General features: G+C 67.0%; 25 protein-coding genes and 2 tRNA genes. 8 read left to right on the top strand and 19 right to left on the bottom strand.

Going from position 1 to position 26667, the window contains the following annotated elements:
* Window positions 1-147: 147 nt before the first annotated feature.
* Together AVCA_RS03600 and trmA are read left to right on the top strand one after the other, a co-directional pair.
* A complete protein-coding gene (locus AVCA_RS03600) occupies window positions 148-1443 on the top strand; it encodes an NCS2 family permease (protein ID WP_041806907.1) in 1296 nt (431 codons plus the stop codon).
* A 34-nt stretch (window positions 1444-1477) separates the two neighbouring features.
* Window positions 1478-2563: a tRNA (uridine(54)-C5)-methyltransferase TrmA gene (gene trmA, locus AVCA_RS03595; RefSeq protein ID WP_012699451.1), complete on the top strand. Its 1086-nt coding sequence runs from the start codon at window positions 1478-1480 to the stop codon at window positions 2561-2563.
* 7 nt (window positions 2564-2570) lie between these two features.
* Here the strand turns inward: trmA and AVCA_RS03590 are convergent, their stop codons facing one another.
* Window positions 2571-3074 carry a DUF4345 family protein gene (locus AVCA_RS03590; RefSeq protein WP_012699450.1) on the bottom strand — a complete coding sequence of 168 codons (504 nt, stop codon included), beginning with the start codon at window positions 3072-3074 and terminating at the stop codon, window positions 2571-2573.
* A 176-nt stretch (window positions 3075-3250) separates the two neighbouring features.
* On the opposite strand from AVCA_RS03590, the gene AVCA_RS03585 reads away from it, so the two are divergent.
* Window positions 3251-3685, top strand: a complete 435-nt coding sequence (locus tag AVCA_RS03585) for a DUF411 domain-containing protein (protein ID WP_012699449.1) — start codon at window positions 3251-3253, stop codon at window positions 3683-3685.
* Between the two features lie 91 nt (window positions 3686-3776).
* Complete coding sequence (gene ypfJ / locus AVCA_RS03580) at window positions 3777-4631, top strand: KPN_02809 family neutral zinc metallopeptidase (RefSeq protein ID WP_012699448.1); 855 nt, start codon at window positions 3777-3779, stop codon at window positions 4629-4631.
* Between the two features lie 8 nt (window positions 4632-4639).
* Here ypfJ and AVCA_RS03575 read toward each other — a convergent pair whose 3' ends face one another.
* The 3 genes from AVCA_RS03575 to AVCA_RS03565 form a co-directional block, all read right to left on the bottom strand.
* Window positions 4640-5236, bottom strand: a complete 597-nt coding sequence (locus AVCA_RS03575; RefSeq protein ID WP_012699447.1) for an HAD family hydrolase — start codon at window positions 5234-5236, stop codon at window positions 4640-4642.
* Window positions 5233-6105, bottom strand: coding sequence for an acyl-CoA thioesterase II (gene tesB, locus AVCA_RS03570; protein ID WP_012699446.1), 873 nt, complete (start codon window positions 6103-6105; stop codon window positions 5233-5235). Before tesB ends, AVCA_RS03575 begins: the two co-directional genes overlap by 4 nt.
* 98 nt (window positions 6106-6203) lie before the next feature.
* Window positions 6204-6980: a ferredoxin--NADP reductase gene (locus tag AVCA_RS03565; RefSeq protein WP_012699445.1), complete on the bottom strand. Its 777-nt coding sequence runs from the start codon at window positions 6978-6980 to the stop codon at window positions 6204-6206.
* 141 nt (window positions 6981-7121) lie between these two features.
* Here AVCA_RS03565 and AVCA_RS03560 point away from each other — a divergent pair, with 141 nt between their 5' ends.
* A complete protein-coding gene (locus AVCA_RS03560) occupies window positions 7122-8246 on the top strand; it encodes a methyltransferase (protein ID WP_012699444.1) in 1125 nt (374 codons plus the stop codon).
* A gap of 591 nt (window positions 8247-8837) precedes the next feature.
* Window positions 8838-11111: a YgiQ family radical SAM protein gene (locus AVCA_RS03555; protein ID WP_012699441.1), complete on the top strand. Its 2274-nt coding sequence runs from the start codon at window positions 8838-8840 to the stop codon at window positions 11109-11111.
* A gap of 1 nt (window position 11112) precedes the next feature.
* On the opposite strand, the gene AVCA_RS03550 is transcribed toward AVCA_RS03555, so the two are convergent.
* The 8 genes from AVCA_RS03550 to rnr all read right to left on the bottom strand — a co-directional run bounded on the left by AVCA_RS03550 (window position 11113) and on the right by rnr (window position 19449).
* Entirely contained in the window at window positions 11113-12327 is a 1215-nt protein-coding gene (locus AVCA_RS03550; protein WP_012699440.1) for an MFS transporter, read from the bottom strand.
* Between the two features lie 67 nt (window positions 12328-12394).
* Window positions 12395-13786, bottom strand: coding sequence for a replicative DNA helicase (gene dnaB / locus AVCA_RS03545; RefSeq protein ID WP_012699439.1), 1392 nt, complete (start codon window positions 13784-13786; stop codon window positions 12395-12397).
* Window positions 13787-13897: 111 nt separating this feature from the next.
* Complete coding sequence (gene rplI, locus AVCA_RS03540; RefSeq protein WP_012699438.1) at window positions 13898-14344, bottom strand: 50S ribosomal protein L9; 447 nt, start codon at window positions 14342-14344, stop codon at window positions 13898-13900.
* A gap of 21 nt (window positions 14345-14365) precedes the next feature.
* Complete coding sequence (locus tag AVCA_RS03535; RefSeq protein WP_012699437.1) at window positions 14366-15256, bottom strand: hypothetical protein; 891 nt, start codon at window positions 15254-15256, stop codon at window positions 14366-14368.
* A 35-nt stretch (window positions 15257-15291) separates the two neighbouring features.
* The gene (gene rpsR / locus AVCA_RS03530; RefSeq protein ID WP_012699436.1) at window positions 15292-15522 is read right to left on the bottom strand and encodes a 30S ribosomal protein S18; all 231 of its coding nucleotides are present in this window, start codon (window positions 15520-15522) and stop codon (window positions 15292-15294) included.
* A gap of 28 nt (window positions 15523-15550) precedes the next feature.
* Window positions 15551-15961: a 30S ribosomal protein S6 gene (rpsF, locus tag AVCA_RS03525; RefSeq protein WP_012699435.1), complete on the bottom strand. Its 411-nt coding sequence runs from the start codon at window positions 15959-15961 to the stop codon at window positions 15551-15553.
* A gap of 162 nt (window positions 15962-16123) precedes the next feature.
* A complete protein-coding gene (gene rlmB / locus AVCA_RS03520; protein ID WP_012699434.1) occupies window positions 16124-16867 on the bottom strand; it encodes a 23S rRNA (guanosine(2251)-2'-O)-methyltransferase RlmB in 744 nt (247 codons plus the stop codon).
* Window positions 16864-19449 (bottom strand): ribonuclease R, encoded by a 2586-nt coding sequence (rnr, locus tag AVCA_RS03515; RefSeq protein WP_012699433.1) that lies wholly within the window; start codon window positions 19447-19449, stop codon window positions 16864-16866. The genes rlmB and rnr overlap by 4 nt, the downstream gene beginning before the upstream one ends.
* 208 nt (window positions 19450-19657) lie before the next feature.
* Between rnr and AVCA_RS03510 the strand changes: the two genes are divergently transcribed.
* Window positions 19658-19744: transfer RNA gene (locus AVCA_RS03510), tRNA-Leu, on the top strand.
* Window positions 19745-19851: 107 nt separating this feature from the next.
* Window positions 19852-19938, top strand: a tRNA-Leu gene (locus AVCA_RS03505).
* A gap of 130 nt (window positions 19939-20068) precedes the next feature.
* On the opposite strand, the gene AVCA_RS03500 is transcribed toward AVCA_RS03505, so the two are convergent.
* From AVCA_RS03500 to hfq, 7 genes are all read right to left on the bottom strand, one after another.
* Window positions 20069-21361, bottom strand: a complete 1293-nt coding sequence (locus AVCA_RS03500) for an adenylosuccinate synthase (RefSeq protein WP_012699431.1) — start codon at window positions 21359-21361, stop codon at window positions 20069-20071.
* Window positions 21362-21416: 55 nt separating this feature from the next.
* Window positions 21417-22604: an ATP phosphoribosyltransferase regulatory subunit gene (locus AVCA_RS03495; protein ID WP_012699430.1), complete on the bottom strand. Its 1188-nt coding sequence runs from the start codon at window positions 22602-22604 to the stop codon at window positions 21417-21419.
* Window positions 22605-22638: 34 nt separating this feature from the next.
* Window positions 22639-22824 carry a DUF2065 domain-containing protein gene (locus tag AVCA_RS03490; protein WP_012699429.1) on the bottom strand — a complete coding sequence of 62 codons (186 nt, stop codon included), beginning with the start codon at window positions 22822-22824 and terminating at the stop codon, window positions 22639-22641.
* A 104-nt stretch (window positions 22825-22928) separates the two neighbouring features.
* Entirely contained in the window at window positions 22929-23798 is an 870-nt protein-coding gene (gene hflC / locus AVCA_RS03485) for a protease modulator HflC (RefSeq protein ID WP_015589520.1), read from the bottom strand.
* Window positions 23798-24961 (bottom strand): FtsH protease activity modulator HflK, encoded by a 1164-nt coding sequence (gene hflK / locus AVCA_RS03480; protein WP_072432508.1) that lies wholly within the window; start codon window positions 24959-24961, stop codon window positions 23798-23800. The genes hflC and hflK overlap by 1 nt, the downstream gene beginning before the upstream one ends.
* A gap of 95 nt (window positions 24962-25056) precedes the next feature.
* Window positions 25057-26358: a ribosome rescue GTPase HflX gene (gene hflX / locus AVCA_RS03475; RefSeq protein WP_012699426.1), complete on the bottom strand. Its 1302-nt coding sequence runs from the start codon at window positions 26356-26358 to the stop codon at window positions 25057-25059.
* 13 nt (window positions 26359-26371) lie between these two features.
* Window positions 26372-26626: an RNA chaperone Hfq gene (hfq, locus tag AVCA_RS03470; protein ID WP_012699425.1), complete on the bottom strand. Its 255-nt coding sequence runs from the start codon at window positions 26624-26626 to the stop codon at window positions 26372-26374.
* Window positions 26627-26667: the final 41 nt, after the last annotated feature.

The raw sequence follows: 26667 nt of genomic DNA, 5'->3' as shown, positions 1-26667 counted from the left end.
CCGGCGAGCAATCCGTCGAACCTTCACAGCCGTGCGCCCGGCAAATTTTCCCGGTTACGCCGAGCTGCTATCATCCGCAGCCCTTTCGCGCGGCGTGGCGCGCCCTGCCCGGCCTTTCCCCGAGCCGGGGCACCGACGGAGATCCGCATGCTGAAGAAGCTGTTCCGACTCGAAGCCCATGGCACCACGGTGCGCACCGAACTGCTGGCCGGCCTGACCACCTTCCTGACCATGGCCTACATCCTCTTCGTCAATCCGGGCATCCTCGGCGAGACGGGCATGGACAAGGGCGCGGTGTTCGTTGCCACCGCCCTGGCCGCGGCCATCGGCTCGGCGCTGATGGGGCTGATCGCCAACTACCCGATCGCCCTGGCCCCCGGCATGGGCCTCAACGCCTTCTTCACCTACGGCGTGGTGCTGCAGATGGGCCACAGCTGGCAAGTGGGGCTCGGCGCGGTGTTCCTCTCCGCCTGCCTGTTCTTCCTGATCTCGGTGCTGCGCATCCGCCAGTGGATCGTCGACAGCATTCCGCTCCCGCTGCGTCTGGCCATCGGCGCCGGCATCGGTCTGTTCCTCGCGCTGATCGCCCTGCAGAACGCCGGCATCGTCGAAGGCCATCCGGTGACCCTGCTGACCCTCGGCGACCTGACCCAGGCCCCGCCGATCCTCGCCGCGCTGGGTTTTCTGCTGATCGTCGCCCTGGAGGCGCGCCGGGTGCCCGGCGCGGTGCTGCTCGGCATCCTCGCCGTGACCCTGGCCGCCGTCGGCCTCGACGTCATCCCCTTCGCCGGGGTACTGGCGCCGCCGCCGTCGCTGGCGCCGACCCTGCTGCAACTGGACATCGCCGGCGCCCTGGAGATCGGCCTGGTCAGCGTGGTCTTCGCCTTCCTCTTCGTCGACGTGTTCGACAATTCCGGCACCCTGATCGCCGTGGCCCGCCGCGCCGGGCTGATGACCGCGGACGGTCGCCTGCCGAAGATGGGCCGCGCGCTCATCGCCGACAGCGCCGCGGCCATGGGCGGCGCCCTGCTCGGCACCTCGACCACCACCAGCTACATCGAGTCCGCCGCCGGGGTGAGCGCCGGCGGACGCACCGGGCTGACCGCCTGCACCGTCGCCCTGCTGTTCCTGCTCAGCCTGTTCTTCGCCCCGCTGGCCGCCAGCATTCCGCCCTTCGCCACCGCGCCGGCGCTGCTGTTCGTCGCCGTACTGATGGTTTCCGCCCTCGGCGAACTCGACTGGAGCGACCTGACCAGCGCCGCGCCGGCACTGGTCACCGCCCTGGCCATGCCGCTGACCTATTCGATCGCCAACGGCATCGCCTTCGGTTTCATCGCCTGGAGCGCGATCAAGCTCTGCACCGGCCGCCGCCACGAACTGAACCCGGCGCTGCTGATCCTCGCCGCGCTGTTCGTGGTCAAGCTCGGCTGGTTCGGCGCATGAGCCATCCCCCACTTTCACGCCCCATGAGCCGCCCATGAGTCTTCCGCATTTCGACCCCTCGCACTACGACGCCCAACTGGCCGACAAGCAGGCGCGCCTGAGCGGACTGCTGGCGCCGTTCGCCGCGCCCGAGCCGGAGGTGTTCGACTCACCCCGCGAGCACTATCGCCTGCGCGCCGAATTCCGCCTGTGGCGCGAGGGCGAAGCGCGCCACTATGCGATGTTCGATCCCGGCGACAAGCGCAAGCCCATCCTCCTCGACGACTTCCCCATCGCCAGCGAGCGCATCAACGATCTGATGCCGCGCCTGAAGGCCGCCTGGGAGAACGCCGCGCTGGGCTTCAAGCTGTTTCAGGTGGAATTCCTCACCACCCTGGCCGGCGACGCGCTGATCACCCTGTGCTACCACCGCCCGCTGGACACCTTCTGGCAGACCGCCGCCGAGCGGCTCGCCGCGGAACTGGGGGTGAGCATCGTCGGCCGCTCGCGGGGCCAGCGCCTGGTCGTCGGCCGCGACTACGTGGAAGAGGAACTGGAAGTGGCCGGGCGGCGTTTCCGCTACCGCCAGCCGGAGGGCGCCTTCACCCAGCCCAACGGCGTGGTCTGCCGGAAGATGCTGAACTGGGCCCATGACGTTCTGGGCGAGCGCGACGACGACCTGCTGGAGCTGTACTGCGGCAACGGCAACTTCACCCTGCCGCTGGCGACCCGCGTGCGCCGGGTGCTGGCCACCGAGATCAGCAAGACCTCGGTCAACGCCGCGCTGACCAATCTGGAAAGCAACGGCGTGGACAACGTGACCCTGGTGCGCCTGTCCGCCGAGGAGCTGACCCAGGCGCTCAACGAGGTGCGGCCGTTCCGCCGGCTGGCCGGCGTCGACCTGAAGGGCTACGACTTCGGCAGCCTGTTCGTCGATCCGCCGCGCGCCGGCATGGACCCGGACACCTGCGAGCTGGCCCGGCGCTTCGGGCGCATTCTCTACATCTCCTGCAACCCGGAAACCCTGGCGGCGAACATCGCCCGGCTCCACGACACGCACCGCGTCGTGCGCTGCGCGCTGTTCGACCAGTTCCCCTACACCCACCACATGGAGTCGGGAGTGCTGCTGGAGCGGCGCTGAACCGCGCTCAGTCGTGTCGCGTCTCGTCGGGCCGGTCCGGCGACGGCTCCTGGCGATGCAGGCGTTCGAAGTCGTCGTCGAAGGCTCCCGGCGCCGGTGTCGCCGGCAACGGCGGCGCCACCGCGGGCTCGGGCTTCAGGCGGTACAGGGCGAGCAGCGCCAGCAGCGCGCTGAGCAGCTTGTAGGACAGCGCGCCGATGTCCAGGTTGCGCAGGGTGCCGCCATCCAGCCAGAGCGCGCCGATTCGCGCCAGCACCAGCGCCGCCTGCATCATGACCAGCAGCACCAGGGCGCTGCGCACCCGTTCCGGGCGCCGGGTCGACCATAGCAGGAACAGCGCCAGGCCCAGTTGCAGGCCGCCGTAATAGACCCGGGTATTGCTCGCCGAGACCGCCTCCATCAACAGCATGCCGTTCAGGTTGGCCATTTCGTAGGGGCGCAGCCAGTAGGCCAGGCCCACGCCGCCCATGACCACGACCTGAAGCAGCAGGACGATTCGGGCGAAAAGCATGTCGACTCTCTCCATCAAAAGGAATGCGCCGCCGCCCCGGAGCGGGACGGCGTTTGGCCATCTGTGTGACGATCAACAAAAGACCCGCGCCGGCGCCATTCGTTCGCCATACCGATGGGGTTGGGCTGCCGGAACGGGAGGATTATCCTGCACGCCCGCCTTCACCGGAGATTCCCATGCACCGTTCCGTCCTGCTCGCCCTCGCTTTCGCCGGCGCCGTCCAGGCCGCCGATCCCGTCGCCATCGACGTGTACCGCGATCCCAACTGCGGCTGCTGCCAGGACTGGATCCGCCACCTGCAGGCCAATGGCTTCGCCGTCGACGACCACATCGAGGCGGACATGGCTGCGCTCAAGTCCCGCCTGGGCGTGCCCCACAGTCTGGGCTCCTGCCATACCGCACTGATCGACGGCAAGTTCGTCGAGGGCCATGTGCCGGCCGCCGATATCCTCAGGCTGCGGCGCGAGCCGGACCTGATCGGCGTCGCCGTGCCGGGCATGCCGGTCGGCTCGCCGGGCATGGAGATCGGCGAGCGCCAGGACGCCTACCAGGTGATCGGCGTCACCCGCAGCGGCGAACGACGCGTGCTCGCCGACTATCCGGCGCGCTGAGCCCGCGCCGGGGCCGGCGATCCCGCCGCGCAATCCAGGAGATCGGCGCCTAGACTGAGGAGTAATCGCTCGACTCGGAGGGAGTACCGCCATGCGCTGGAAACGGGCTCGACGCAGCGACAACGTGGTGGACGCGCGTGGCGGCGGCCTGCACGTCGGCGGCAAGGGACTCGGCCTCGGCGGCATCGCGCTGGTGGTGATCGTCGGCCTGCTGATGGGCCAGGACCCGGGGCAGATCCTCACCGAACTGACCAGCCAGAGTTCGCCCGGCACGGGGCAGAGCGGCGCTCCGCCCGCCCACGACGAACAGGCCGAATTCGTCCGCGCCGTGCTCGGCGACACCGAAGACACCTGGCGCCAGTTGTTCCAGCGGGCCGGGCGCCAGTACCGGGAGCCGCCCCTGGTGCTGTTCAGCCAGGGGGTGAGTTCCGCCTGCGGCTTCGCCAGCCAGGCGGTCGGCCCCTTCTACTGCCCGGCCGACCAGCGGGTCTACCTGGATCTGGCGTTCTTCCGCGAACTGGCCCAGCGCTTCGGCGCTTCCGGCGACTTCGCCCAAGCCTACGTGATCGCCCACGAAGTCGGCCATCACGTACAGACCCTGCTCGGCGTCTCCGCCCAGGTGAACGCCGCCCGCCAGCGCGGCGAGCGCATGGAGGGCGCCAACGGCCTGCTGGTGCGCCAGGAACTGCAGGCCGACTGCCTGGCCGGGGTCTGGGCCCACCATGCCCAGCAGCGCCTGGACTGGCTGGAGCCCGGCGACCTGGAAGAGGCCCTGAACGCCGCCAACGCCATCGGCGACGACCGCCTGCAGCGCCACGGTCGTGGCCAGGTGGTGCCCGACTCCTTCACCCACGGCACCTCGGAACAACGGGTGCGTTGGTTCCGGATGGGCTTCGAGAGCGGCGAAAGCGGACGCTGCAATACCTTCCAGACCAGCAGGCTGTGACCGGGACCTCACTCGCCGCGCAGTTGCGCCAGCAGTTCGAAACAGTCGCGCACCTGCCAGTCGGTCAGTTCGGGCCAGGGATTTTCCGTCGGGCGGATCAGCACGGCGTGCGCCCCCGCGCCGCGCGCGCACTCCAGATCGTTGCGGTAGTCGCCGACCATCACCAGCTCCGCGGGCGCCACGCCCCAGGCCGCGGCCAGTTGCAGCAGGCCGCCGGGATGCGGCTTGGGCGGCGCCTCGTCGCGACCGACGATATCCACACCGGCGAAGCAGTCGGCCAGGCCGATCGCCGCCAGGGTGAGCAGCGCCAATTCGTGGGCGTTGCGCGTCAGCAGGCCGAGCCGGCAGCCGCGCCGGCACAGCGTGCGCACCAATTCCACCGCGCCGGCGGCCGGACGCGCGCCCAGGGCCAGGGCGCGTTCGTGTTCGAGCAGCCAGGCACGCTTGGCCAGCGCCTGCTCCGCCGGCAGGGCCGCCAGGTGGTGGAGGATGTCGTCCTCCGGCGGGATCTCCAGGGCGCGGCGGATGGCGGCGAAATCATGGACGGCGACGGTCAGGGTACCGTCCATGTCGAACACCCAGTGGCGGGCGGCGGCGAACCTCACTGCCAGTCCTCGCGCAGACGGATCAGCCCCTCCTGGGCCATGGAGGCGACCAGCCGGCCATCGCGGTTGAACACATGGCCGCGGGCGAAGCCGCGGGCGTTGGCGGCCCAGGGGCTTTCCACCGCGAACAGCAGCCAGTCGTCCAGACGCAGATCGCCATGGAACCACAGGGCATGGTCGAGGCTGGCCACCTGCATGAAGTGCTGGAACACCGACACCCCGTGCGGCTGCAGCGCCGTGTTCAACAGAGAGAAATCCGAGGCGTAGGCGAGCAGGTAACGGTGCAGGTGCGGATCGTCCGGCAGACGTCCGTCGGCGCGGAACCAGGCGTAGCGGATCGGCGCGCAGGGCTCGGGGGAGAAGGGATTGACCCGGGTCACCGGACGGATCTCGATCGGCTTGGCGCTGATCGCCCAGTCGTGGATGCGCGCCGGCAACCGGTCGGCGACCTGCCGCGCCAGCTCGGTTTCCGAAAGCAGCCCCTCCGGCCCCGGCACCTCGGGCATCGTCGGCTGCTGGTGTTCGAGCCCCGCCTCTCCGGCCTGGAAGGAGGCGGCGCAGGTGAAGATCGGCCGCCCCTTCTGGATCGCGGTGACCCGCCTCGCGCTGAAGCTCTTGCCGTCGCGCAGCGGGTCGACCTCGTAGAGCACCGGCAGGCTGGCATCGCCGGGGCGCAGGAAGTAGCCGTGCAGCGAATGCACCTGGCGGCCGGGCTCGACCGTCTGGCTGGCGGCCGACACCGCCTGACCGAGCACCTGCCCGCCGAACAGCTGGCGCAGGCCGAGGTCCTCGCTGCGGCCGCGGAACAGGTTTTCCTCGATGGGCTCGAGGCTCAACAAGGCGACCAGGTTGTCCAGAATCTCCGTCATCGGATGTATCCCTCACGCAAGACTTGCCGGCGGCCGGACGGCCGCCCTGAGGATACGACTCTGCCAGCGGCCGCCGCCCAGGCCAAGAGGCACACCCGCTACCAGTAGTTTTCCACCGCCACCTGCCCCGGCTTGCGGCTCAGGCTGAGCTGCAGACCGCGCGCCTTGAGCAGCTCCCGGCAGTCCTTGATCATCTGCGGGTTGCCGCAGAGCATGAGCCGCGAGCAGGCCGGATCGAGCGCCAGACCGGCGGCGCGCTCCAGTTCGCCGTTGTCGAGCAGCGTGGTGATGCGCCCATGCAGGGTCCCGGGCACGGCCTCGCGGGTCACCAGCGGCAGATATTGCAGCCGTGCCCGGCCATCCGGTGGCTGCATGCGCGCCGGCAGTTCGCCGATCTGCCCGCGGTAGGCCAGTTCGCCCTCGGTGCGCACGCTGTGCACCAGCAGAATGCGCTCGAACCGCTGCCAGACCTCCGGATCGCGCAGGATCGACAGAAAAGGCCCGAGCCCGGTGCCGGTGGCCAGCAGCCACAGGTCACGGCCGTCTGGGAAGCGGTCGAGAGTGAGGAAGCCATAGGGCTGGCGCTCGACGAGCAGCGCATCGCCGGGCCCGAGGCGGCACAGCTCGCTGGTGAACTCGCCGCCCGGCACCACCACGGAGAAGAACTCCAGGTAGTCGTCGGCCGGCGCCGAGACCATCGAATAGGCGCGCCAGACGGTACCGCCGTCGGCCTTGCACAGGCCGAGACGGGCGAACTGGCCGGCACGGAAACGGAACTCCGGCGGGCGCGTACAGCGCAGGCTGAACAGGGTGTCCGTCCAGGGCCAGACCTCGAGCAGCGTCTGCCGGGTGAACTTGTCTTCGCTGGCGGTCATACTTCGCTCCTCATTCGCCGCGGATCTCCGGGCGAAAGCCATGACAGTATCCGGGCCGGCGCTCGCGGCCGGAGCGGTACGACCGCCCGGCGCGAACGCCGGCCTCTTCTTTGGTATAGGACAAACGCCCTTTTCCCCGCCATGCCCATTCTCGATACCCCGTTCGCCCGTCTCGAGCTGCAGCGCCAGCCAGCGCGGCGCGACGATCCCCTGCTGGCCTTCGATGCCGCCGACGAGTACCTGCTGCGGCACCTGCACGCGCAAGGCCTGCCCGCGGAAACGCGGGTCCTCGTGCTCAACGACGCCTTCGGCGCGCTGGCCTGTTCCCTGGCCGGCCATGCCCGGGTGACCAGCAGCGGCGACTCCCATCTGGGCCGGCTCGCCCTGCGCGACAACCTGCAACGCAACGGCCTGGCGGCGGAAGCGGTAGCCTTCGTGCCGGCCAGCGCGGTCGCCGAGGGTCCCTTCGAGCGGGTGCTGATCCGCGTGCCCAAGACCCTGGCCCTGCTCGAAGAACAGCTGATCCGCCTGCACGGCCGGCTGGCACCGGGCGCCCGGGTGATCGCCGCGGCCATGCTCAAGCACCTGCCGCGCGCCGCGGGCGACCTGCTCGAGCGCTACGTCGGCCCGGTGCAGGCCTCGCTGGCGGAGAAGAAGGCGCGCCTGCTGTTCGCCACGCCGGAGCCGAAGCCCGCGCCGCGCTCGCCCTACCCGACCCGCTACCGCCTCGACCGGCCCCCCGTCGAGCTGCTCAACCACGCCAACGTATTCTGCCGCGAAGGGCTGGACATCGGTACCCGCGCCTTTCTTTCCCATCTGCCCGGCAACCTCGGCAGTGCGCGGGTCGCCGATCTCGGCTGCGGCAACGGGGTGCTGGCCATCGCCTGCGCGCTGGCCAATCCCGAAGCGCGGCTGACGCTGGTCGACGAATCCTACATGGCCGTGCAATCGGCCACGGAGAACTGGCGCGCGACGCTCGGCGAACGCCCGGTGGAAATCCGCGCCGCCGACGGCCTGGCCGGACAGGCCGAGCGCTCCCTGGAGGCGGTGCTGTGCAATCCGCCGTTCCACCAGCAGCAGGTGGTCGGCGACTTTCTGGCCTGGCGCATGTTCCAACAGGCGCGCGCGGCACTGGTGCCGGGCGGCGCCCTGTGGATCGTCGGCAACCGCCACCTGGGCTACCACATCAAGCTCAAAAAGCTGTTCTCCCGGGTCGAGCAGGTGGGAGCGACGCCCAAGTTCGTCATCCTCAAGGCGATTCGCTGAACAAGAAACGAGCGATACCCGCCAGGGCCCGTCCCTGGCGGGCTCGCGCCATTCTTGCGCAGCTTATCCACAGCCTGCTCCACAGTTACGCTGGACAACCCCATGGCCTCCAGGACGATGCCGGAGCCGTGCGGCGACCACCCTCGACGCCAGGAAAACCGCCTGTTCCAATCCATTTCACCGTCTTCCCGCGCACTTTTCTCCCAGGCACGCCAGAAGCCGCGAGCGCTCCCGGATGGAAAACTTGTTCCCAGGTTTATCCACAGGCCTTTCCACAGAGTTCGGGGAAGTATCCGCACGATTTTCAGGCTCTTTCCCATCATTCGCATCAGATCCCACATCTGGAACAGATTCGCTGGTACGCCGCAGGCGTACCAGCGTCCCATTTCCCGCACCCCAGGGCCCTCTCGTCATCAGGCTCGAGCACCGCCGCCCACGGCGCGGCGCGGCGATGCGGGTGAGCGTGCGGATACCTCATCCAGAGCGGTCGGGCCGAGTCGGCACCCTGACATAACCAACTATTGCGCTCAGTCTTTTGCTCATTTTTTGTGCTATATTGCGCGCCCTTCGCAATCCCCGCCGGTCACCGCCATGCACGCAGCCAAGCCGCTCTTCGACTATCCCAAATACTGGGCCGAATGCTTCGCGCCGGCGCCCTTCCTGCCGATGAGCCGGGAGGAGATGGAACGGCTCGGCTGGGACTCCTGCGACATCGTCATCGTCACCGGCGACGCCTACGTTGACCACCCGTCCTTCGGCATGGCGATCATCGGCCGCCTGCTGGAGGCCCAGGGTTTCAGGGTCGGCATCATCAGTCAGCCGGACTGGCGTTCGAAGGACGATTTCATGAGGCTCGGCAGGCCGAACCTGTTCTTCGGGGTCGCCGCCGGCAACATGGATTCGATGATCAACCGCTATACCGCCGACCGGAAGATCCGCTCCGACGACGCCTACACCCCCGGCGGCCTCGCCGGCAAGCGCCCGGACCGCGCCAGCCTGGTCTACAGCCAGCGTTGCAAGGAGGCCTGGAGCGAGGTGCCGGTGGTGCTCGGCGGCATCGAGGCCTCGCTGCGCCGCATCGCCCACTACGACTACTGGCAGGACAAGGTGCGCCGCTCGATCCTGATGGACGCCACCGCCGACCTGCTGCTGTTCGGCAACGCCGAGCGCGCCGTGGTGGAAGTGGCCCACCGGCTCGCCGCCGGGGAGCGCATCGAGTCGCTCACCGACATCCGCGGCAGCGCCTTCGTCCGCCGCGACGCGCCGGAAGGCTGGTTCGAGATCGACTCCACGCGCATCGACCGTCCCGGCAAGATCGACAGGATCGCCAACCCCTACGTCAACACCCAGGATCTCGAAGCCTGCGCCCTCGAACGGGCCAGGGGCGAGCCGGACGATCCGCAGGCAGCGCGGCCGGTCGAGCTGCTGCCGCATCCAAAGCTGAGCCGCGAACGCACGGTGGTGCGCCTGCCGTCCTTCGAGAAGCTGCGCAACGATCCGGTGCTCTACGCCCACGCCAGCCGCGTGCTGCACCAGGAGACCAACCCCGGCAACGCCCGCGCCCTGGTGCAACGCCACGACAACCTGGACGTCTGGCTCAACCCGCCGCCGATCCCGCTCACCACCGAGGAAATGGACTACGTGTTCGGCCTGCCCTACGCCCGCGTGCCGCACCCGGCCTACGGCGGCGAGCGCATTCCGGCCTACGAGATGATCCGCTTCTCGGTGAACATCATGCGTGGCTGCTTCGGTGGCTGCACCTTCTGCTCGATCACCGAGCACGAGGGGCGGATCATCCAGAACCGCTCGGAGGAATCGATCCTGCGCGAGATCGAGGAGATCCGCGACCGGGTGCCGGGCTTCACCGGGGTGATCTCCGACCTCGGCGGGCCGACCGCCAACATGTACCGCCTCGCCTGCAAGAGCCGCAGGATCGAAGCCGCCTGCCGCAAGCCGTCCTGCGTCTGGCCGGGCATCTGCGACAACCTGAACACCGACCATTCGGCGCTGATCCACCTGTACCGTTCGGCCCGCGACCTGCCGGGGGTGAAGAAGATCCTGATCGCCTCGGGGCTGCGCTACGACCTCGCCGTGGAGTCGCCGGAGTACGTCAGGGAACTGGTCACCCACCACGTCGGCGGCTACCTGAAGATCGCCCCGGAGCATACCGAACAGGGCCCGCTGTCGAAGATGATGAAGCCGGGCATCGGCAGCTACGACCGCTTCAAGAAGCTGTTCGACAAGTACTCGAAGGAGGCGGGCAAGGAGCAGTACCTGATCCCCTACTTCATCGCCGCGCATCCGGGCACCAGCGACGCGGACATGATGAACCTCGCCCTGTGGCTCAAACGCAACGATTTCCGCGCCGACCAGGTACAGGCCTTCTACCCCTCGCCGATGGCCACGGCGACGGCCATGTACCACTCCGGGCGCGACCCGCTGCACAAGGTCACCTACAAGAGCGACGCGGTGACCATCGTCAAGAGCGAACGCCAGCGCCGCCTGCACAAGGCCTTCCTGCGCTGGCACGATCCGCAGAACTGGCCGCTGCTGCGCGAGGCGCTGAAGGAAATGGGCCGCAGCGACCTGATCGGCAACGGCAAGCAGCAGTTGATCCCGGCCTGCCAGCCGCAGAGCGACGGCTACCACAGCGTGCGGCGCAAGAACTCCACTCCGACCGCCGGCAAGAAGACCGGAAAACCCTTGCTCACCCAGCACACCGGCCTGCCGCCGCAAGGTCAGGACGGCAACCCCTGGGACAAGCGCGAACGGGCCAAGGCCGCCGCCGAGGCGCGGCGCAAGGCCAGCCAGGGCAAGCCGGCGAAAGGCGACAAGCCCGGCAAGCGCCCGCCGGCGCCGCGCTGATTCACGCAGCCCTGGCCCGTCCGTCCCAGGCCAGCAGCCCCAGGGCCGCCAGCGTGGCGAAGGCGGCACCGCCGAGGAAGGTGACGGCAGCGCCGAACTGCTGCCACAGAGCGCCGGCGATCACGTTGGCCGCCAGCAGCGCCAGGCCACCGAGCAGATTGAAGAAGCCGAAGGCGGTGCCGCGCAGCGCCAGCGGCGCGCTGTCGGCCACCAGCTTGGCCAGGAGGCCCTGGCTGAAGGCCATGTGCAGCCCCCACAGAGCGGCGCCGACAAAGGCCAGCCAGGGATCGTCGGCAGCGGCCAGCAGCAGATCGGCGAGGATCAGCAACGCCAGGCTGACCAGCAGCAGTCGACGCGCATCGAGACGGTCGGCGGCCCGGCCGGCCGGATAGGCGCACAAGGCATAGAACAGGTTCATCACCACCAGCGCCAGCGGCACCAGACCGAGGGGCACTCCCACGTCTTCGGCGCGCAGGATCAGAAAGGCCTCGCTGAAGCGCGCCAGGGTGAACACCGCGCCGATGCCCACCACCCACCAGTAGGCCCGGCCCAACCGACGCACGTCGCCCAGGCGCAGCGGTGGCCGGGCGTCCTTCCCGCTTTCCGCGCGCGCTGGCTCCTGCACACAGCGAAGCAGCAGGACCACGGTGAGGAAGGCCGGGATCACTGCCACCCACATCACCGCCTCGATGTCGTTGGCGAACCAGGCCATGAACAGCAGCGCCAGCAACGGGCCGATCACCGCGCCCAGGGAGTCGAGCGCCTGGCGCAGTCCGTAGGCCGCACCGCGCAGCGCCGGCGTCACCAGATCGGCGACCAGCGCATCGCGCGGGGCGCCGCGGATGCCCTTGCCGACGCGGTCGGCGAAACGCGCGGCGAACACCCAGTCGATGCTCGTCGCCAGGGGAAACAGCGGCTTGCTGAAGGCCGCCAGGGCATAGCCGAACACCACCAGCCGCTTGCGCTGCCCCAGGTAGTCACTGAGCGCGCCGGAGAACACCTTGGCGAAGGCCGCGGTGGCCTCGGCCACGCCTTCGACGATGCCCACCGTCACCAGCGAGGTACCGAGCACGCCGACCATGAACAGCGGCAGCAGGCTGTGGATCAGCTCGGAGGAGATGTCCATGAGCATCGAGCCGAACCCCAGCGCCCAGATCCCGGCCGGCAGGGCGCGCAAGCCGGCGGTCAGGGCGGAAGGACGCGCCGGAGCGGTCATATCGGACTCCCTGTGCGACGAATTCCTCCTTTGACGCTAAGCGGCGCCGGCCAGGCTGTCCAGTGCCTCACTCGTCGAACTGGTAACTGCCCGGCGCCAGGTTCTCGAAGCGCGAATACTTGCCGAGGAAAGCCAGCCGGGTGGTACCGATCGGGCCGTTGCGCTGCTTGCCGATGATGATTTCGGCGACCCCCTTGAACTCCGTCTCCGGGTGATAGACCTCGTCGCGATAGACGAACATGATGACATCGGCATCCTGCTCGATGGCTCCGGATTCGCGCAGATCGGAGTTCACCGGACGCTTGTTGGGACGCTGCTCCAGCGAGCGGTTGAGCTGCGAGAGCGCGATCACCGGGCAGTTGAACTCCTTGGCCAGCGCCTTCAGCGAACGGGATATCTCGGAAATCTCGTTGACCCGGTTGTCGCCGCCGGAACCGGGAATCTGCATCAGTTGCAGGTAGTCGACCATGATCATGGCGATCTCGCCGTGCTCGCGGGCCAGGCGCCGGGTACGCGCGCGCATTTCCGCCGGGCTGATGCCGGCGGTGTCGTCGATGAACAGCTTGCGCTCGTTGAGCAGGTTGACCGCCGAGGTCAGCCGCGGCCAGTCGTCGTCGTCCAGACGGCCGGCGCGCACCTTGGTCTGGTCGATGCGCCCGAGCGAGGCGAGCATACGGATCACGATGGATTCGGCGGGCATTTCCAGGGAATACACCACCACCGCCTTGTCGCTGCGCAGCACGGCGTTCTCCACCAGGTTCATGGCGAAGGTGGTCTTGCCCATGGACGGACGCCCGGCGACGATGACCAGGTCGGCCGGCTGCAGGCCGCTGGTCTGCTCGTCCAGGTCGGTGAAGCCGGTGGACAGCCCGGTGATGGCATCGCCGGAGTTGAACAGTGAGTCGATGCGGTCGATGGCCTTGACCAGGATGTCGTTGATCGCCATCGGCCCGCCGGTCTTGGGCCGCGCCTCGGCGATCTGGAAGATCAGCCGCTCGGCCTCGTCGAGGATCTCGTCGCCGGTGCGGCCCTGGGGCGCGTAGGCGCTGTCGGCGATCCGGTTGCTGGTGGCGATCAACTGACGCAGGGTGGCGCGCTCGCGGACGATCTGCGCATAGGCCTTGATGTTGGCCACCGAGGGCGTGTTCTTGGCCAGTTCCCCCAGGTAGGCCAGGCCGCCGACCTGCTCCAGATGCCCCTCCTTGTCCAGTTGCTCGGACAGGGTGACCACGTCGAACGGCATGTTGCGCTCGGCCAGTACGGTGATGGCGCGGAAGATCATGCGGTGGTCGTGACGGTAGAAGTCGCCGTCGGACACCTGGTCGAGCACCCGCTCCCAGGTGTTGTTGTCCAGCATCAGGCCGCCCAGCACGGCCTGCTCGGCCTCGATGGAATGCGGCGGCACCTTGAGGGCGGCGGTTTCCAGGTCGTATTGCTCGGGGGGACTGATGTCGTTCATGGCTGGCGAGAATTCCGGGAGTGCAGAAAGACAACGGGCACGCTCCGCGTGGCGGAGCGTGCCCGATGTTAGGCGTCCGGCGGCCAGGCCGCCAGACGGAGCGGCGCTTGCTTAGCCGCCGACCACGACCAGGCGGATGCTGGCCTCGACGTCGGTGTGCAGGTGCAGGGCCACGTCGTATTCGCCGGTCTGGCGAATGGTGCCGTTGGGCAGGCGCACTTCGCTCTTCGCCACGTCCAGGCCGGCGGCGGTCAAGGCATCGGCGATGTCGGCGGTGCCGATGGAGCCGAACAGCTTGCCTTCATCGCCGGCGGTGGCGGTGATGGTGATTTCCAGTTCGTTCAACTGGGCCGCGCGGGATTCGGCGGAGGACCTCTTCTCGGCCGCCAGGCGCTCCAGTTCGACACGACGGGCTTCGAACGCCGCGACGTTCTCGGCGGTGGCCGCGGTGGCCTTGCCCTGCGGCAGCAGGAAGTTGCGCGCGTAACCGCTCTTTACATTCACCTTGTCGCCCAGATTGCCGAGGTTGGTGATCTTTTCCAGCAGGATGACTTCCATTTGAGTCTTACCTCTTAACTTTTAACCTTCACCGTTCGCAGCTCCGGAGCCACCCTTGGGCGTCTGGCGACCGCGAAAATCAATCAGACTGTCGACGATGGCCAAAACCATCAGCAACGGATAGGTCAACTGCATGAACAGCAGCAGCGTCACGTACAGCCCCACCAGCCAGAACCGCCCCAGCCGCCCCTGCGCCACCAGCCCGTGTATCAGGGCTATGCCGGCGAAGACCAGCGGTACGCTGCACAGCGGCGCCAGCATGGCCATCCGGATGCCCATGCTGGGAGCGAGCAGCATGCCCGCCAGCAGCGCCAGGGCCCACGGCCCGGGCAGGCGCAGCGCGCGGAACTCGCGGGCGAAGCCGCCCGGGTTGTACAGCAGGCTCTGCCAGTAGCGGCCGAGCACCAGGGCGAGCAGACTGACGATCTGCAGCAGCGCCGCCAGCATGCCGGTCAGCACGGGTACCAGCAGAGCCCCCAGGCGCGTCTGCTCGTCCGCCGAGAGCGGAGTGGCCGACTGGAGCAGTTGGGGCATGAGCTGCCGCAACTCGCCGGCCATGGCCTCGATGGGCGCGCGGAACACCTCCTCCAGCACCAGGGCATAGGCCAGGCCGACCAGCACGCTGCTCATCAGCACCAGCCGCCAGGACACGCTGCTGCGCAGCAGTTGGGCCAACCCCAGGGTGCCGAGCAGCAACAGCAGGGTGCGCGGCTCGCCGAAGTACCACCAGACCGCTCCCGGCAGCAGGGCCAGGGCGACGATGCCGAAGGCATCGCCCAGGCCGCGGCGCAGAAGCACCAGACTGCCTGCCGCCGCGCTCAGCCAGAACAGCAGTGGCAGAGCGGCGCAGCCGACGACTACGAGGCCGGCCTGCATGCGACCACGCATGATGAACTCGGCCAGAACGCGCATGCGATTCTATCCCTTGCTTCGTCGACCGCCCGTCATCAGCGGCCGTGGCTGTCGGTGTAGGGCAGCAGGGCCAGGTAGCGGGCACGCTTGATGGCGGTGGCCAGCTGACGCTGATAACGGGCCTTGGTACCGGTGATACGGCTGGGAACGATCTTGCCGGTTTCGGAGATGTAGGCCTTCAGGGTGTTGAGATCCTTGAAGTCGATCTCCTTCACGCCTTCGGCGGTGAAGCGGCAGAACTTGCGACGACGGAAGAAACGTGCCATGGGAATTGCTCCTCAATAGATCCGGGAATTACTCGTCAGCCTTGTCGCTGTCGCCATCGAGGCCTTCGTGGCCACCGTGCTCGGGACGCTCGCGACGCTCGCGACGCTCGCTGCGGTTTTCTTCGGCCTTGAGCATCTCGGACTGACCAGTGATGGCTTCGTCGCGACGGATGACCAGGTTGCGGATGACGGCGTCGTTGTAGCGGAAGTTGTCTTCCAGCTCGCTCAGAGCCTTGCCGCTGCACTCGACGTTGATCAGCACGTAGTGGGCCTTGTGCACGTTGTTGATGGCATAGGCCAACTGGCGACGACCCCAGTCCTCCAGACGATGGATCTTGCCGCCGTCTTCTTCGATCAGCTTGGTGTAGCGTTCCACCATGCCGCCGACCTGCTCGCTCTGATCCGGATGGACCAGGAAGATGATTTCGTAATGACGCATAGATGCTCCTTACGGATTGCAGCCTGCCGACGCGATGCGGTCAGGCAAGGAGTGAATGACTCGTTGGACTTGTCGGAAGCCGGAACGCTGCGCCCCGGCTCGGGACAAGGGGCGCAATTCTAGAGAAGGGGCCGGAGGGAAGCAAGGCACGCTTCCCCGCCCTCATGGCCTGGATCGCTGACGCACGGCCTCGAACAGGCAGACGCCGGTGGCGACGGAGACGTTGAGACTGCTGACGCTGCCGGCCATCGGCAGGCGCACCAGATAATCGCAGTGCTCGCGGGTCAGCCGGCGCATGCCCTTGCCCTCGGCGCCCATGATCAGCACGGTCGGACCGCGCAGGTCCACCCCGTAAAGCTCCTGCTCGACCTCGCCGGCAGTGCCGACCGTCCACAGGCCACGCTGGCGGAGCTTCTCCAGAGTCCGCGCCAGGTTGGTCACCGCCACCAGCGGCACCACCTCGGCGGCGCCACAGGCGACCTTGCGCACCGTGGCGTTCAGGGTGGCCGACTTGTCCTTGGGCACTATTACCGCCTGCGCACCGGCCGCATCGGCGGTACGCAGGCAGGCTCCCAGATTGTGCGGGTCGGTGACGCCGTCGAGAACCAGCAGCAGCGGCGGTCCCTCGCAGCGATCGAGCAGTTCGTCGAGCATCGCCTCGCCCCAGACCTGGCTGGGACTGACTTCGGCGACCACCCCCTGATGGACGCCCTCGGCCCATTCGTCCAGCTCGCGACGCTCGCGCTGGCCGACCGCTATCCGGGCCTGCCGGGCCAGTTCGAGCAGCGCCTGGACCCGCGGGTCCTGACGCCCTTCGGCCAGCCAGAGGCGCTTGACCCTGCGCGGGTGATGGCGCAGCAGGGCCTCGACGGCATGCACGCCGTAGATCCTTTCCAGATCGCTCATGTCCCGGCCTTGCTCCGGCCCTTGCGGGAGGGTCCCCTGCCGGCCGGTTTGGACTGCTTGGCGCTGCTCTTCCCGGCAGGAGCCTTGGCCGTCTTCCGGCGCTCCGTCTTGGCGTCCTTGGCCTCGGCCAGCAAGGCCTGCTTGGTCGCCCGGCTTCTCTTCACGTCGGTATTGCCGAGCATGGCCTCGGCCTGGGCCAGCAGTTCGGAAGCCAGCGGCGCCAGCCCCTTGGCCTTGTCCTCCTTGGCGCGCTTGCCCGGCCCCTTCACGGCGCGCTCCTCGACCGGCTCTTCCGGCGGCTCGGAGTCACGCCGACGCCCGGCCATTCGTCCGCGGCCGCCCTCGATCAGCTCGAAATCGATCCGCCGCTCGTCCAGATCGACCCGCATCACCTGCACGACCACGCTGTCGCCGAGACGGAAGCTGCGCCCGCTGCGCTCCCCGGACAGGCAATGATGAACCGGATCGAAGTGGTAGTAGTCGGCCGGCAATGCGGTGACGTGCACCAGCCCCTCGACGTAGATGTCCTTCAACTCGACGAAGATGCCGAAGCCGGTCGCCGCCGAAATCACCCCCTCGAAGCGCTCGCCGACGCGATCCTGCATGAACTCGCACTTCAGCCAGTTGACCACGTCGCGGGTCGCCTCGTCGGCTCGCCGCTCGGTCATCGAGCAGGACTCGCCGAGTTGCTCCAGGGCGGCTTCGTCGTAGGGATAGATGCGCGCCTTGGGCATACTCGTCGCCCCCGCGCGGCGGACATGCGGCGTCTCGCGCTTGGAACGGATCACGCTACGGATCGCACGGTGCACCAGAAGATCCGGATAGCGCCGGATAGGCGAGGTGAAATGGGTATAGGCCTCGTAGTTCAGGCCGAAGTGGCCGCGGTTCTCGGCGCTGTACACGGCCTGGCTCAGCGAGCGCAGCATCACCGTCTGGATCAGGTGGAAATCCGCTCGCCCCTGGATCGACTCCAGCAGCATCTGGTAGTCCTTCGGGGTCGGGCCGTCCTTGCTGCGATGCAGGCTCAGGCCCAGTTCGCCCAGGAAGGCCTTGAGCTTCTCCAGGCGCTCCGCCGGCGGGCCATCGTGTACCCGGTAGAGGCCCGGCAACTCGTGCTTCTGCAGGAACGCGGCGGTCGCCACGTTGGCGCAGAGCATGCACTCCTCGATCAACTTGTGCGCATCGTTGCGCTCGGTCGGCAGGATTTCCGCGATCTTGCGCCCGGTGCCGAAGACGATGCGCGTTTCCTGGGTTTCGAAGTCGATGGCGCCACGCGCCTGACGCGCCTTCACCAGCACCTTGTAGAGCGAATGCAGTTGCTTGAGGTGCGGCAGCACCCCGGCATAGATGCTGCGCAGCCGCTTGCCTTCGGGGCTCTTCGGCTGCTCCAGCATGGCGCTGACGCGGTTGTAAGTCAGTCGGGCATGGGAATGGATGACCGCCTCGTAGAACTGGTAGTCGGTCATCTTGCCGGCGCGCGACAGGGTCATCTCGCAGACCATCGCCAGCCGGTCGACCTGCGGGTTGAGCGAGCAGAGTCCGTTGGACAGCTCCTCCGGCAGCATCGGTACCACTCGCTCGGGGAAATACACCGAGTTGCCGCGGCGGCTGGCCTCCTCGTCGAGCGCCGAACCGACCCTGACGTAATGGGAAACGTCGGCGATCGCCACGTAGAGGCGGTAACCTCCGGCGAATGGGGCCAGCAGGCTCTTCTCGCAATAGACCGCGTCGTCGAAGTCGCGGGCATCCTCGCCGTCGATGGTGACGAAAGGCAGGTGGCGCAGGTCGATGCGCTTGAGCTTGTCCTTCTCATCCACCTCGGGCTTGAGCTTGCGCGACTCCTTGAGCACGGCCTCCGGCCAGACATGGGGGATGTCATAGCTGCGCAGGGCGACCTCGATCTCCATGCCCGGCGCCATATAGTTGCCGATCACCTCGATGATGTCGCCCTGCGGCTGGAAGCGCAGGGTCGGCCAGTGAGTGATACGGATCTCGACGAACTGACTGACCGAGGCGTTGGCCGTACGCCCCGGGGTGACCAGCACCTCCTGCTGGATCTTCGGGTTGTCGGGAATCACGAAGCCGATGCCGCTCTCCTCGTAGTAGCGGCCGACGATGCTTTCATGGGCCCGCGAAACCACTTCGACGATGGCGCCCTCGCGGCGCCCCCGCCGGTCGAAGCCGGACACCCGCGCCAGGGCGCGGTCGCCGTCGAACAGCAAGCGCATCTGCATCGGACTGAGGAAGAGGTCGTCGCTGCCGTCGTCGGGAATCAGGAAGCCGAAGCCGTCGCGGTGACCGCTGACCCGGCCGAGCACCAGATCGAGCTTGTCCACCGGCGCATAGGTGCCGCGACGGGTATGGATCAACTGGCCATCGCGCTCCATGGCACGCAAACGCCGGCGCAGTGCCTCGAGCTGCTCCTCTTCGTGCAGGCCGAACTCCTCGGCCAGCTCTTCGCGACTGGCGGGGGCGCCGCGCTCGTCGAGACGCTGCAGGATCAGCTCGCGACTGGGAATGGGGTTATCGTACTTTTCCGCCTCGCGGGCGGCCTCGGGATCGAGACTTTGCCAATCGGCCATCAGTGCGTTGTCACCTTTTTCATGGTTTCCGTTCGTATGTTTGCCATTTGCTTATTGAAGCGCGAAATCCATCTGTCGGTCAGCTTCAAGAGGACAATAATTTTTTTCGCGGCAAGGGTTTACAAGCCATAGGCTGCTCCGTATAGTTCGCGCCCACAACGTTGAGACGTTGTAGCATGAAAATCGGTACATCAGTACCGGGATGCATGCCCAGGTGGCGGAATTGGTAGACGCACTAGGTTCAGGTCCTAGCGGTGGCAACACCGTGGAAGTTCGAGTCTTCTCCTGGGCACCAATCGATCGAAAGCTCGCTTCGATAAAGCGGTCTTGCGAGCGGACAGCAGGTTCCGCATCGTGTAGAACGATGAACACTGCAACAATCGACGCATGGTCGTCGCACGTGCCCAGGTGGCGGAATTGGTAGACGCACTAGGTTCAGGTCCTAGCGGTGGCAACACCGTGGAAGTTCGAGTCTTCTCCTGGGCACCACTCATTCGATGAAACCGAGCCACTGGCTCGGTTTTTTCGTTTCCGCTTCCGCAAAACCTCGCCAGCTTCATTCAATGGCGCGACGCCACAGAGAACGGCCGCCCGCAGGCGGCCCTGAAGCGATCCATCCTCAAGCGAACGGATGACGCAGCACTATGGTTTCGTTGCGATCCGGACCGGTGGAGATGATGTCGATGGGCGCGCCGACCAACGCCTCGATGCGCTTGATGTAGGCAAGCGCGTTGGCCGGCAGTTCGGCCAGGCTCTTGATGCCGACCGTCGACTCGCTCCAGCCCGGCATTTCCTCATATACCGGCTCTAGACCCACATAGCTGTCGGCATCGGTCGGCGCCTCGATGACGACTCCCTCGGCATTCCGGTAGGCCACGCAGAGCTTGACGGTTTTCAGGCCGTCCAGCACGTCCAGCTTGGTTAGGCACAGGCCGGAGATACTGTTGATCTCGATGGCGCGCCGCAGGATCACCGCATCGAACCAGCCGCAGCGGCGAGCGCGGCCGGTGGTGGAGCCGAACTCGTGCCCCTTGCTGGCCAGATGCGCGCCGATGTCGTCGAACAGCTCGGTGGGGAAAGGCCCGGACCCCACGCGGGTGGTATAGGCCTTGGTGATGCCGAGGATGTAGTCGAGATACAGCGGACCGAAGCCGGAACCGGTGGCGGTACCGCCGGCCGTGGTGCTGGAGCTGGTCACGTAGGGATAGGTACCATGGTCGATGTCCAGCAGCGATCCTTGCGCCCCCTCGAACATGATGCGGGCGCCCTGCTTGCGCAGTTCGTGCAGGCGCGCGGCGACATCGGCGATCATCGGCTTGAGCGACTCGGCATAGCCCAGCGCCTCGTCGAGCGTCTTCTGGAAGTCCACCGGCTCGACCTTGTAGAAGTTCTGCAGGACGAAATTGTGGTATTCCAGCAGTTCGTGCAGCTTCTTGGCAAAGCGTTCCGGATTGAACAGATCGCCGATGCGCAGGCCGCGGCGCGCCACCTTGTCCTCGTAGGCAGGGCCGATGCCACGCCCGGTGGTGCCGATCTTGCCTTCGGAGCGAACGGCTTCGCGCGCCTGGTCCAGGGCCACGTGATAGGGCAGGATCAGGGTGCAGGACGGACTGATGCGCAGGCGTTCGCGTACCGGCACGCCCTTCTCCTCCAGCTTGGCGATCTCGCGCAACAGCGCATCCGGCGCCACGACCACTCCGTTGCCGATCAGGCATTCCACGTTGTCGCGCAGAATCCCGGACGGGATCAGGTGCAGCACGGTCTTCTCGCCATCAATGACCAGGGTATGACCGGCGTTGTGGCCACCCTGATAACGCACGACGGCCGCCGCCTGATCGGTCAGCAGGTCGACGATCTTGCCCTTGCCCTCATCGCCCCACTGGGTGCCCAGGACCACGACATTCTTACCCATAACGCTTGTCCTCTTCGGAAAAACTGATGCCGGCCCATGGGCCGGCTGAAGAAACTCAGAGTGCCAGCGGCACGACTTGCCACTGGCCGTCGCTCAGCAGCAACTGCCGGTCGCAGCCGCCGGCCCGAGCGGCGTCGATCCGCTGGCCCGGCAGGGCCTGAACCACGCGCTCGCCCTGGCGACGCAGGCGCTGCACCATCTGCCAAAGATAGACATCGTGACTGTCCGGAGCCCAGATGCCGACTACCGGCTCGGCCGGCGCCACCTGCCCCAACGTCACCAGGGTCTTCAGATCGGTGGAGAAGCCGGTTGCCGGGCGGGCACGACCGAAATCGGCGCCGATGTCGTCGTAGCGGCCGCCCTGGGCGATCGACTGGCCGACACCCGGCACGAAAGCGGCGAACACCACGCCGGTGTGGTAGTTGTAGCCACGCAGTTCGCTCAGATCGAAATACAGCGGCAGTTCCGGATAGCGAACGCCCAGCGAGTCGGCGATGGCGATCAGTTCGTCCAGGGCCGCGTGCACCTCGGCAGGCGCGTCGACCAGGCAGGCCTGAGCCAGATCGAGGACCTCGCGCCCACCGCAGAGTTCAGCCAGGGCGCGCAGCATCGCAGCCTGGGCCGTGGGCAGCACCGCGGTCAGGACCTCCACCTCGTCGACGGCCTTGCGCTGCAGGGCATCGAACAATCGCTGCTCGACTTCGCCGGAAAGCCCGGCCGCCCGGGCCAGGCCCCGGTAGATGCCGACATGCCCGAGGTCCATGTGCACATCCGGCACCGCGACCTGTTCGAGCACCTCCAGCATCAGACTGATGACTTCCACGTCGCTGGCCGGACTGGCATCGCCGTAAAGCTCCGCACCCAGTTGAATGGGGCTGCGCGAGGTGGAAAGGGCCCTAGGCTTCGCATGCAGCACGCTGCCGGCATAGCAGAGCCGGCAAGGCCCCTCGCGGCGCAGGGTATGCGCATCGATACGCGCGACCTGCGGTGTGATGTCGGCGCGAAAGCCGATCAGGCGGCCGGACAGCGGGTCCGTCACCTTGAGGGTACGCAGGTCCAGATCCTGACCGGCGCCGGTCAGCAGAGACTCCAGGAATTCGATATGCGGGGTGACGACGAACGCATAGCCCCAGCGCTGGAACAGGTCCAGCATCTGGCGACGCACCACCTCGATGCGGGCCGCCTCGGGCGGCAGAACTTCCTCGATACCATCCGGCAGTAGCCAGCGGTCTACCGTTGCCATTACGCCTTTCCTCTCTTGATCCGGGCGGCAAGCCTCAGTGAAGCAAATAAAGGAGGGCGGTTCCCAGCAGCATGCTGGCCAGCCCCACGAGACGCAACTGGCGGTCCGACAACTGCACTACCAGCACGACCGCCCTACGCCAGCGTCGCGGATTGAGGAATGGCAGGATGCCTTCGAGCACCAGCACCAGACACAAGGCGATCGCGAGTTCCTGCCACATGATTCCCACAGACGCAAAAAAGCCGGGGTTTTCCCGGCTGGCCCATCATACCACGTTTTCCTGCCAAGACATCCCGGCGGGGCCACGGCCCCACCGGACATCCATCATGGATTGGCCTGCTCCAGATAGCGGAAGAACTCGCTCTTCGGATCCAGGACCAGCACATCCTTCTTGTCCGCGAAGCTGCTGCGATAGGCCTGCAGGCTGCGGTAGAAGGAGTAGAACTCCTGATCCTGCCCGTACGCCCGGGCATAGATGTCGGCGGCCCGCGCATCGCCCTCGCCCCGGACCTCCTCCGCCTCGCGATAGGCCTCGGCCAGCAGGACCCGGCGCTGGCGGTCGGCATCGGCACGTATCCCTTCGGCCAGTTCCTTGCCCTTGGCGCGGTGCTCGCGGGCCTCGCGCTCGCGCTCGGTGCTCATACGCTCGAACACGCTGCGGTTGACCTCCTTCGGCAGGTCGATGGCCTTGACCCGCACGTCGAGCACCTCGATTCCCAGCTCCTTGCGCGCCATCCGATCGAGCATCTGGGTGATGTCCGCCATCAACGCATCGCGCTCGCCGGAAACCACCTCGTGCAGGGTACGCTTGCCGAACTGGTCGCGCAGTCCCGATTCGAGACGACGCAGCAGACGCTCGTCGGCGACCTGCTTGAGGCCGGAGGTGGCGGTATAGAAGCGCTCGGCATCCGCCACCCGCCACTTGGCGTAGGCATCGACCATCACCGCCTTCTTCTCCAGGGTGAGGAAACGCTGGGTCGGCGAATCCAGCGTCACCAGGCGGGCATCGAACTTGCGCACCTTGTTGACATAGGGAATCTTCACGTGCAATCCGGGCTGCACATCGGCCTCGACGATGCGGCCGAAGCGCAGCAGGACGGCCCTTTCGGTTTGCGCCACGATGTAGAAGCTGTTCCAGGCGACGACGGCCAGGACCACTCCGACGACCAGGGCGATCACGGACTTGTTGCTCATCAACGCCTCTCCCTCGAACGCAGGTCCCGCTGCTGCAGATCATTGATGATCTGCGAGCCCATGTCGGCGGCGCCCGGCACGGCAGGCGCCGACGAACCGGCCGCCGGGCCGCCGGGCCGCCCCTCGAGCATCTTGTCGAGCGGCAGGTAGAGCAGGTTGTTCTGCCCGCCCTCGGTGGCGACCAGGACCTTGCTGCTGTTGCTCAGGACCTCCTGCAGGGTTTCCAGATAAAGGCGCCGACGCATTACCTCGGGTGCCTTGCGATACTCCACCACCAGCTTGCCGAAGCGCTGCGCCTCGCCCTCGGCACGGGCCACGACCTCCTCGCGATAACCGTTGGCATCCTCGAGAATCCGCTGGGCCTGGCCGCGCGCCTCCGGAATCACCCCGTTGGCGTAGGCTTCGGCCTGGTTGCGTTCGCGCTGTTCATCCTCGCGCGCCCGGATCACATCGTCGAACGCCTCCTGGACCTCGCGCGGCGCCTGGGCGTTCTGCACGTTCACCTGAGTCACGACGATGCCGGTCCGGTAGGTGTCGAGAAAACGCTGCAAGCGCTCGCGCACCTCGCTCGCCAGCAGCTCGCGCCCTTCGGTGAGCACCTGGTCCATCTCGGTGGAACCCACTACATGGCGCAGGGCGCTGTCGGTGGCATGCTGCAGGCTGACCTCGGGCTGGTCCACGTTCAGCACGAAGTCCTTCAGGTTGCTGATCTTGTACTGCACGGTGAGCGGCACCTCGACGATGTTCTCGTCCTCGGTGAGCATCTGCCCCTGCTTGCTGTAGGCCCGCTCGCGGGTGACGTTCTCCACGAACTTGCGATCGATCGGCGGGAAATGGATGTTCAGGCCGGGCCCGACGGTTTCGTGATACTTGCCGAAGCGCAGCACCACGGCCTGTTCCTGCTCGTCCAGCACGTAGACCGCGCTGTACAGCCAGAAAGCCGCCAGCACGGCCAGGGCTATGCCGAACAGGCCCAGACCGCCGCCGCCCTTGCCACCCGTTCCATCACCGCCACGCTTCTTGCCACCCAGCATGCCGTTCAGGCTTTCCTGCAACTTGCGAAACGCCTCATCGAGGTCCGGCGGTCCCTTGCGGTCACCTCCGCGACGTCCCCCCCAGGGATCCTGATTGTTAGAATTGCCACCCGGCTCATTCCAAGCCATAGCGCTCTCCATCCGAAAAACACAGACGCGCCCACGGCACGCCGCCCCATGCTACTCAATTGCCTGCTTCCGGCGGCAAAACGCCGGCTGCGCTTTCATTGCAAAGTATGTTGCGCGATGAATTCATCCGGCCGCAGTCCTTCCCGACTGACCAGACGATTGAGTTCGATCCGTGGCAAACGCACGGCCAGCAGACTCCCCCCTTCCTCGTCATGCGTCTCGCTGCGTACCGCCCCGAGCGAGAAGAACTGCGCGCGCAGACGTCCCAGCCCCTGCGGCAGGCGCAGGGTTCCGACGAACAGATCATTCCCCAGCAGCTCGGCGATGGCCTGACGCAACAGCTCCAACCCACGCCCGTCGCGGGCCGATACCCAGACCCGCAGCGGCTTGCCATCGACATCGCGCTGGATCTGCGGCTCCATGCCTTCGAGCAGATCCAGCTTGTTGTAGACCTCGAGAATCGGCAGGTGGTCGGCGCCGATCTCCCCCAGCACGGCCATGACCTGCTCGATCTGCGCCATGCGCTCAGGCTCATGGGCATCGATCACGTGCAGCAGCAGGTCGGAATTGCTCGACTCCTCCAGCGTAGCGCGGAATGCCTCGACCAGCTTGTGCGGCAGATGGCGGATGAAGCCCACGGTATCGGCCAGCACCAGCGCCCCCAGGTCGTCCAGTTCGAGCCGGCGCAGGGTCGGATCGAGGGTGGCGAACAACTGGTTGGCCGCATAGACCCCGGAAGCCGTCAAGGCGTTGAACAGGGTGGACTTGCCGGCGTTGGTGTAACCGACCAGGGAAACCAGGGGAATCTCCGCGCGCCGGCGACCGCGCCGCGCCTGCTCGCGCTGGCTGCGCACCTTCTCCAGACGCTGGCGGATCTGCCGGATACGCATCCGCAGCAGGCGCCGGTCGGTTTCCAGCTGGGTTTCCCCGGGCCCGCGCAGACCGATACCGCCCTTCTGCCGCTCCAGGTGGGTCCAGCCACGCACCAGCCGCGTGCTCATGTGCTCCAGTTGGGCCAGCTCGACCTGCAGCTTACCTTCGTGGGTGCGCGCGCGTTGGGCGAAAATGTCCAGGATCAGGCCGGTGCGGTCGAGCACCCGGCACTCGAAGGCGCGCTCCAGGTTGCGCTCCTGGCTGGGTGTCAGGACGTGATTGAAGATGACCAGTTCGGCCTGCTCGGTCCGGACCAGATCGTGCAGTTCCCCGACCTTGCCGGTACCGATCAGGTACTTGGCGCTCGGCTGGTGGCGCGTCACACCGACGAACGCCACCACGTCGGCGCCTGCCGAGCGGGCGAGCTCCTGGAACTCCTGCGGGTCCTCGCGCGCCTCGGGATCCTGACCCTCCAGGTGAACCAGAATGGCTCGCTCACCACCACCAGGGCGCTCAAAGAACAAGGTGGGCTCCTATTCAGGCGTTGCCGGGTTCGGGCTGCTCGCCCTCGCTCGCGGTGGGCAGACGCACGGGACGGCTCGGCACCACGGTGGAAATCGCGTGCTTGTAGACCATCTGGCTGACAGTGTTCTTCAGCAGAATCACGAACTGGTCGAAGGACTCGATCTGGCCCTGCAGCTTGATGCCATTGACCAGATAGATGGAAACCGGAACGCGCTCTTTACGCAGGGTATTAAGGTAAGGGTCTTGTAGCGAATGCCCTTTTGACATGTGGAATTCTCCTTTCAGGGATGATTTGGAAATCGAAGAAA

This window comes from Azotobacter vinelandii CA (genome assembly GCF_000380335.1).
In the GTDB taxonomy this organism is placed as follows: domain Bacteria; phylum Pseudomonadota; class Gammaproteobacteria; order Pseudomonadales; family Pseudomonadaceae; genus Azotobacter; species Azotobacter vinelandii.
This window is presented reverse-complemented; position numbering and strand designations above follow the sequence as displayed.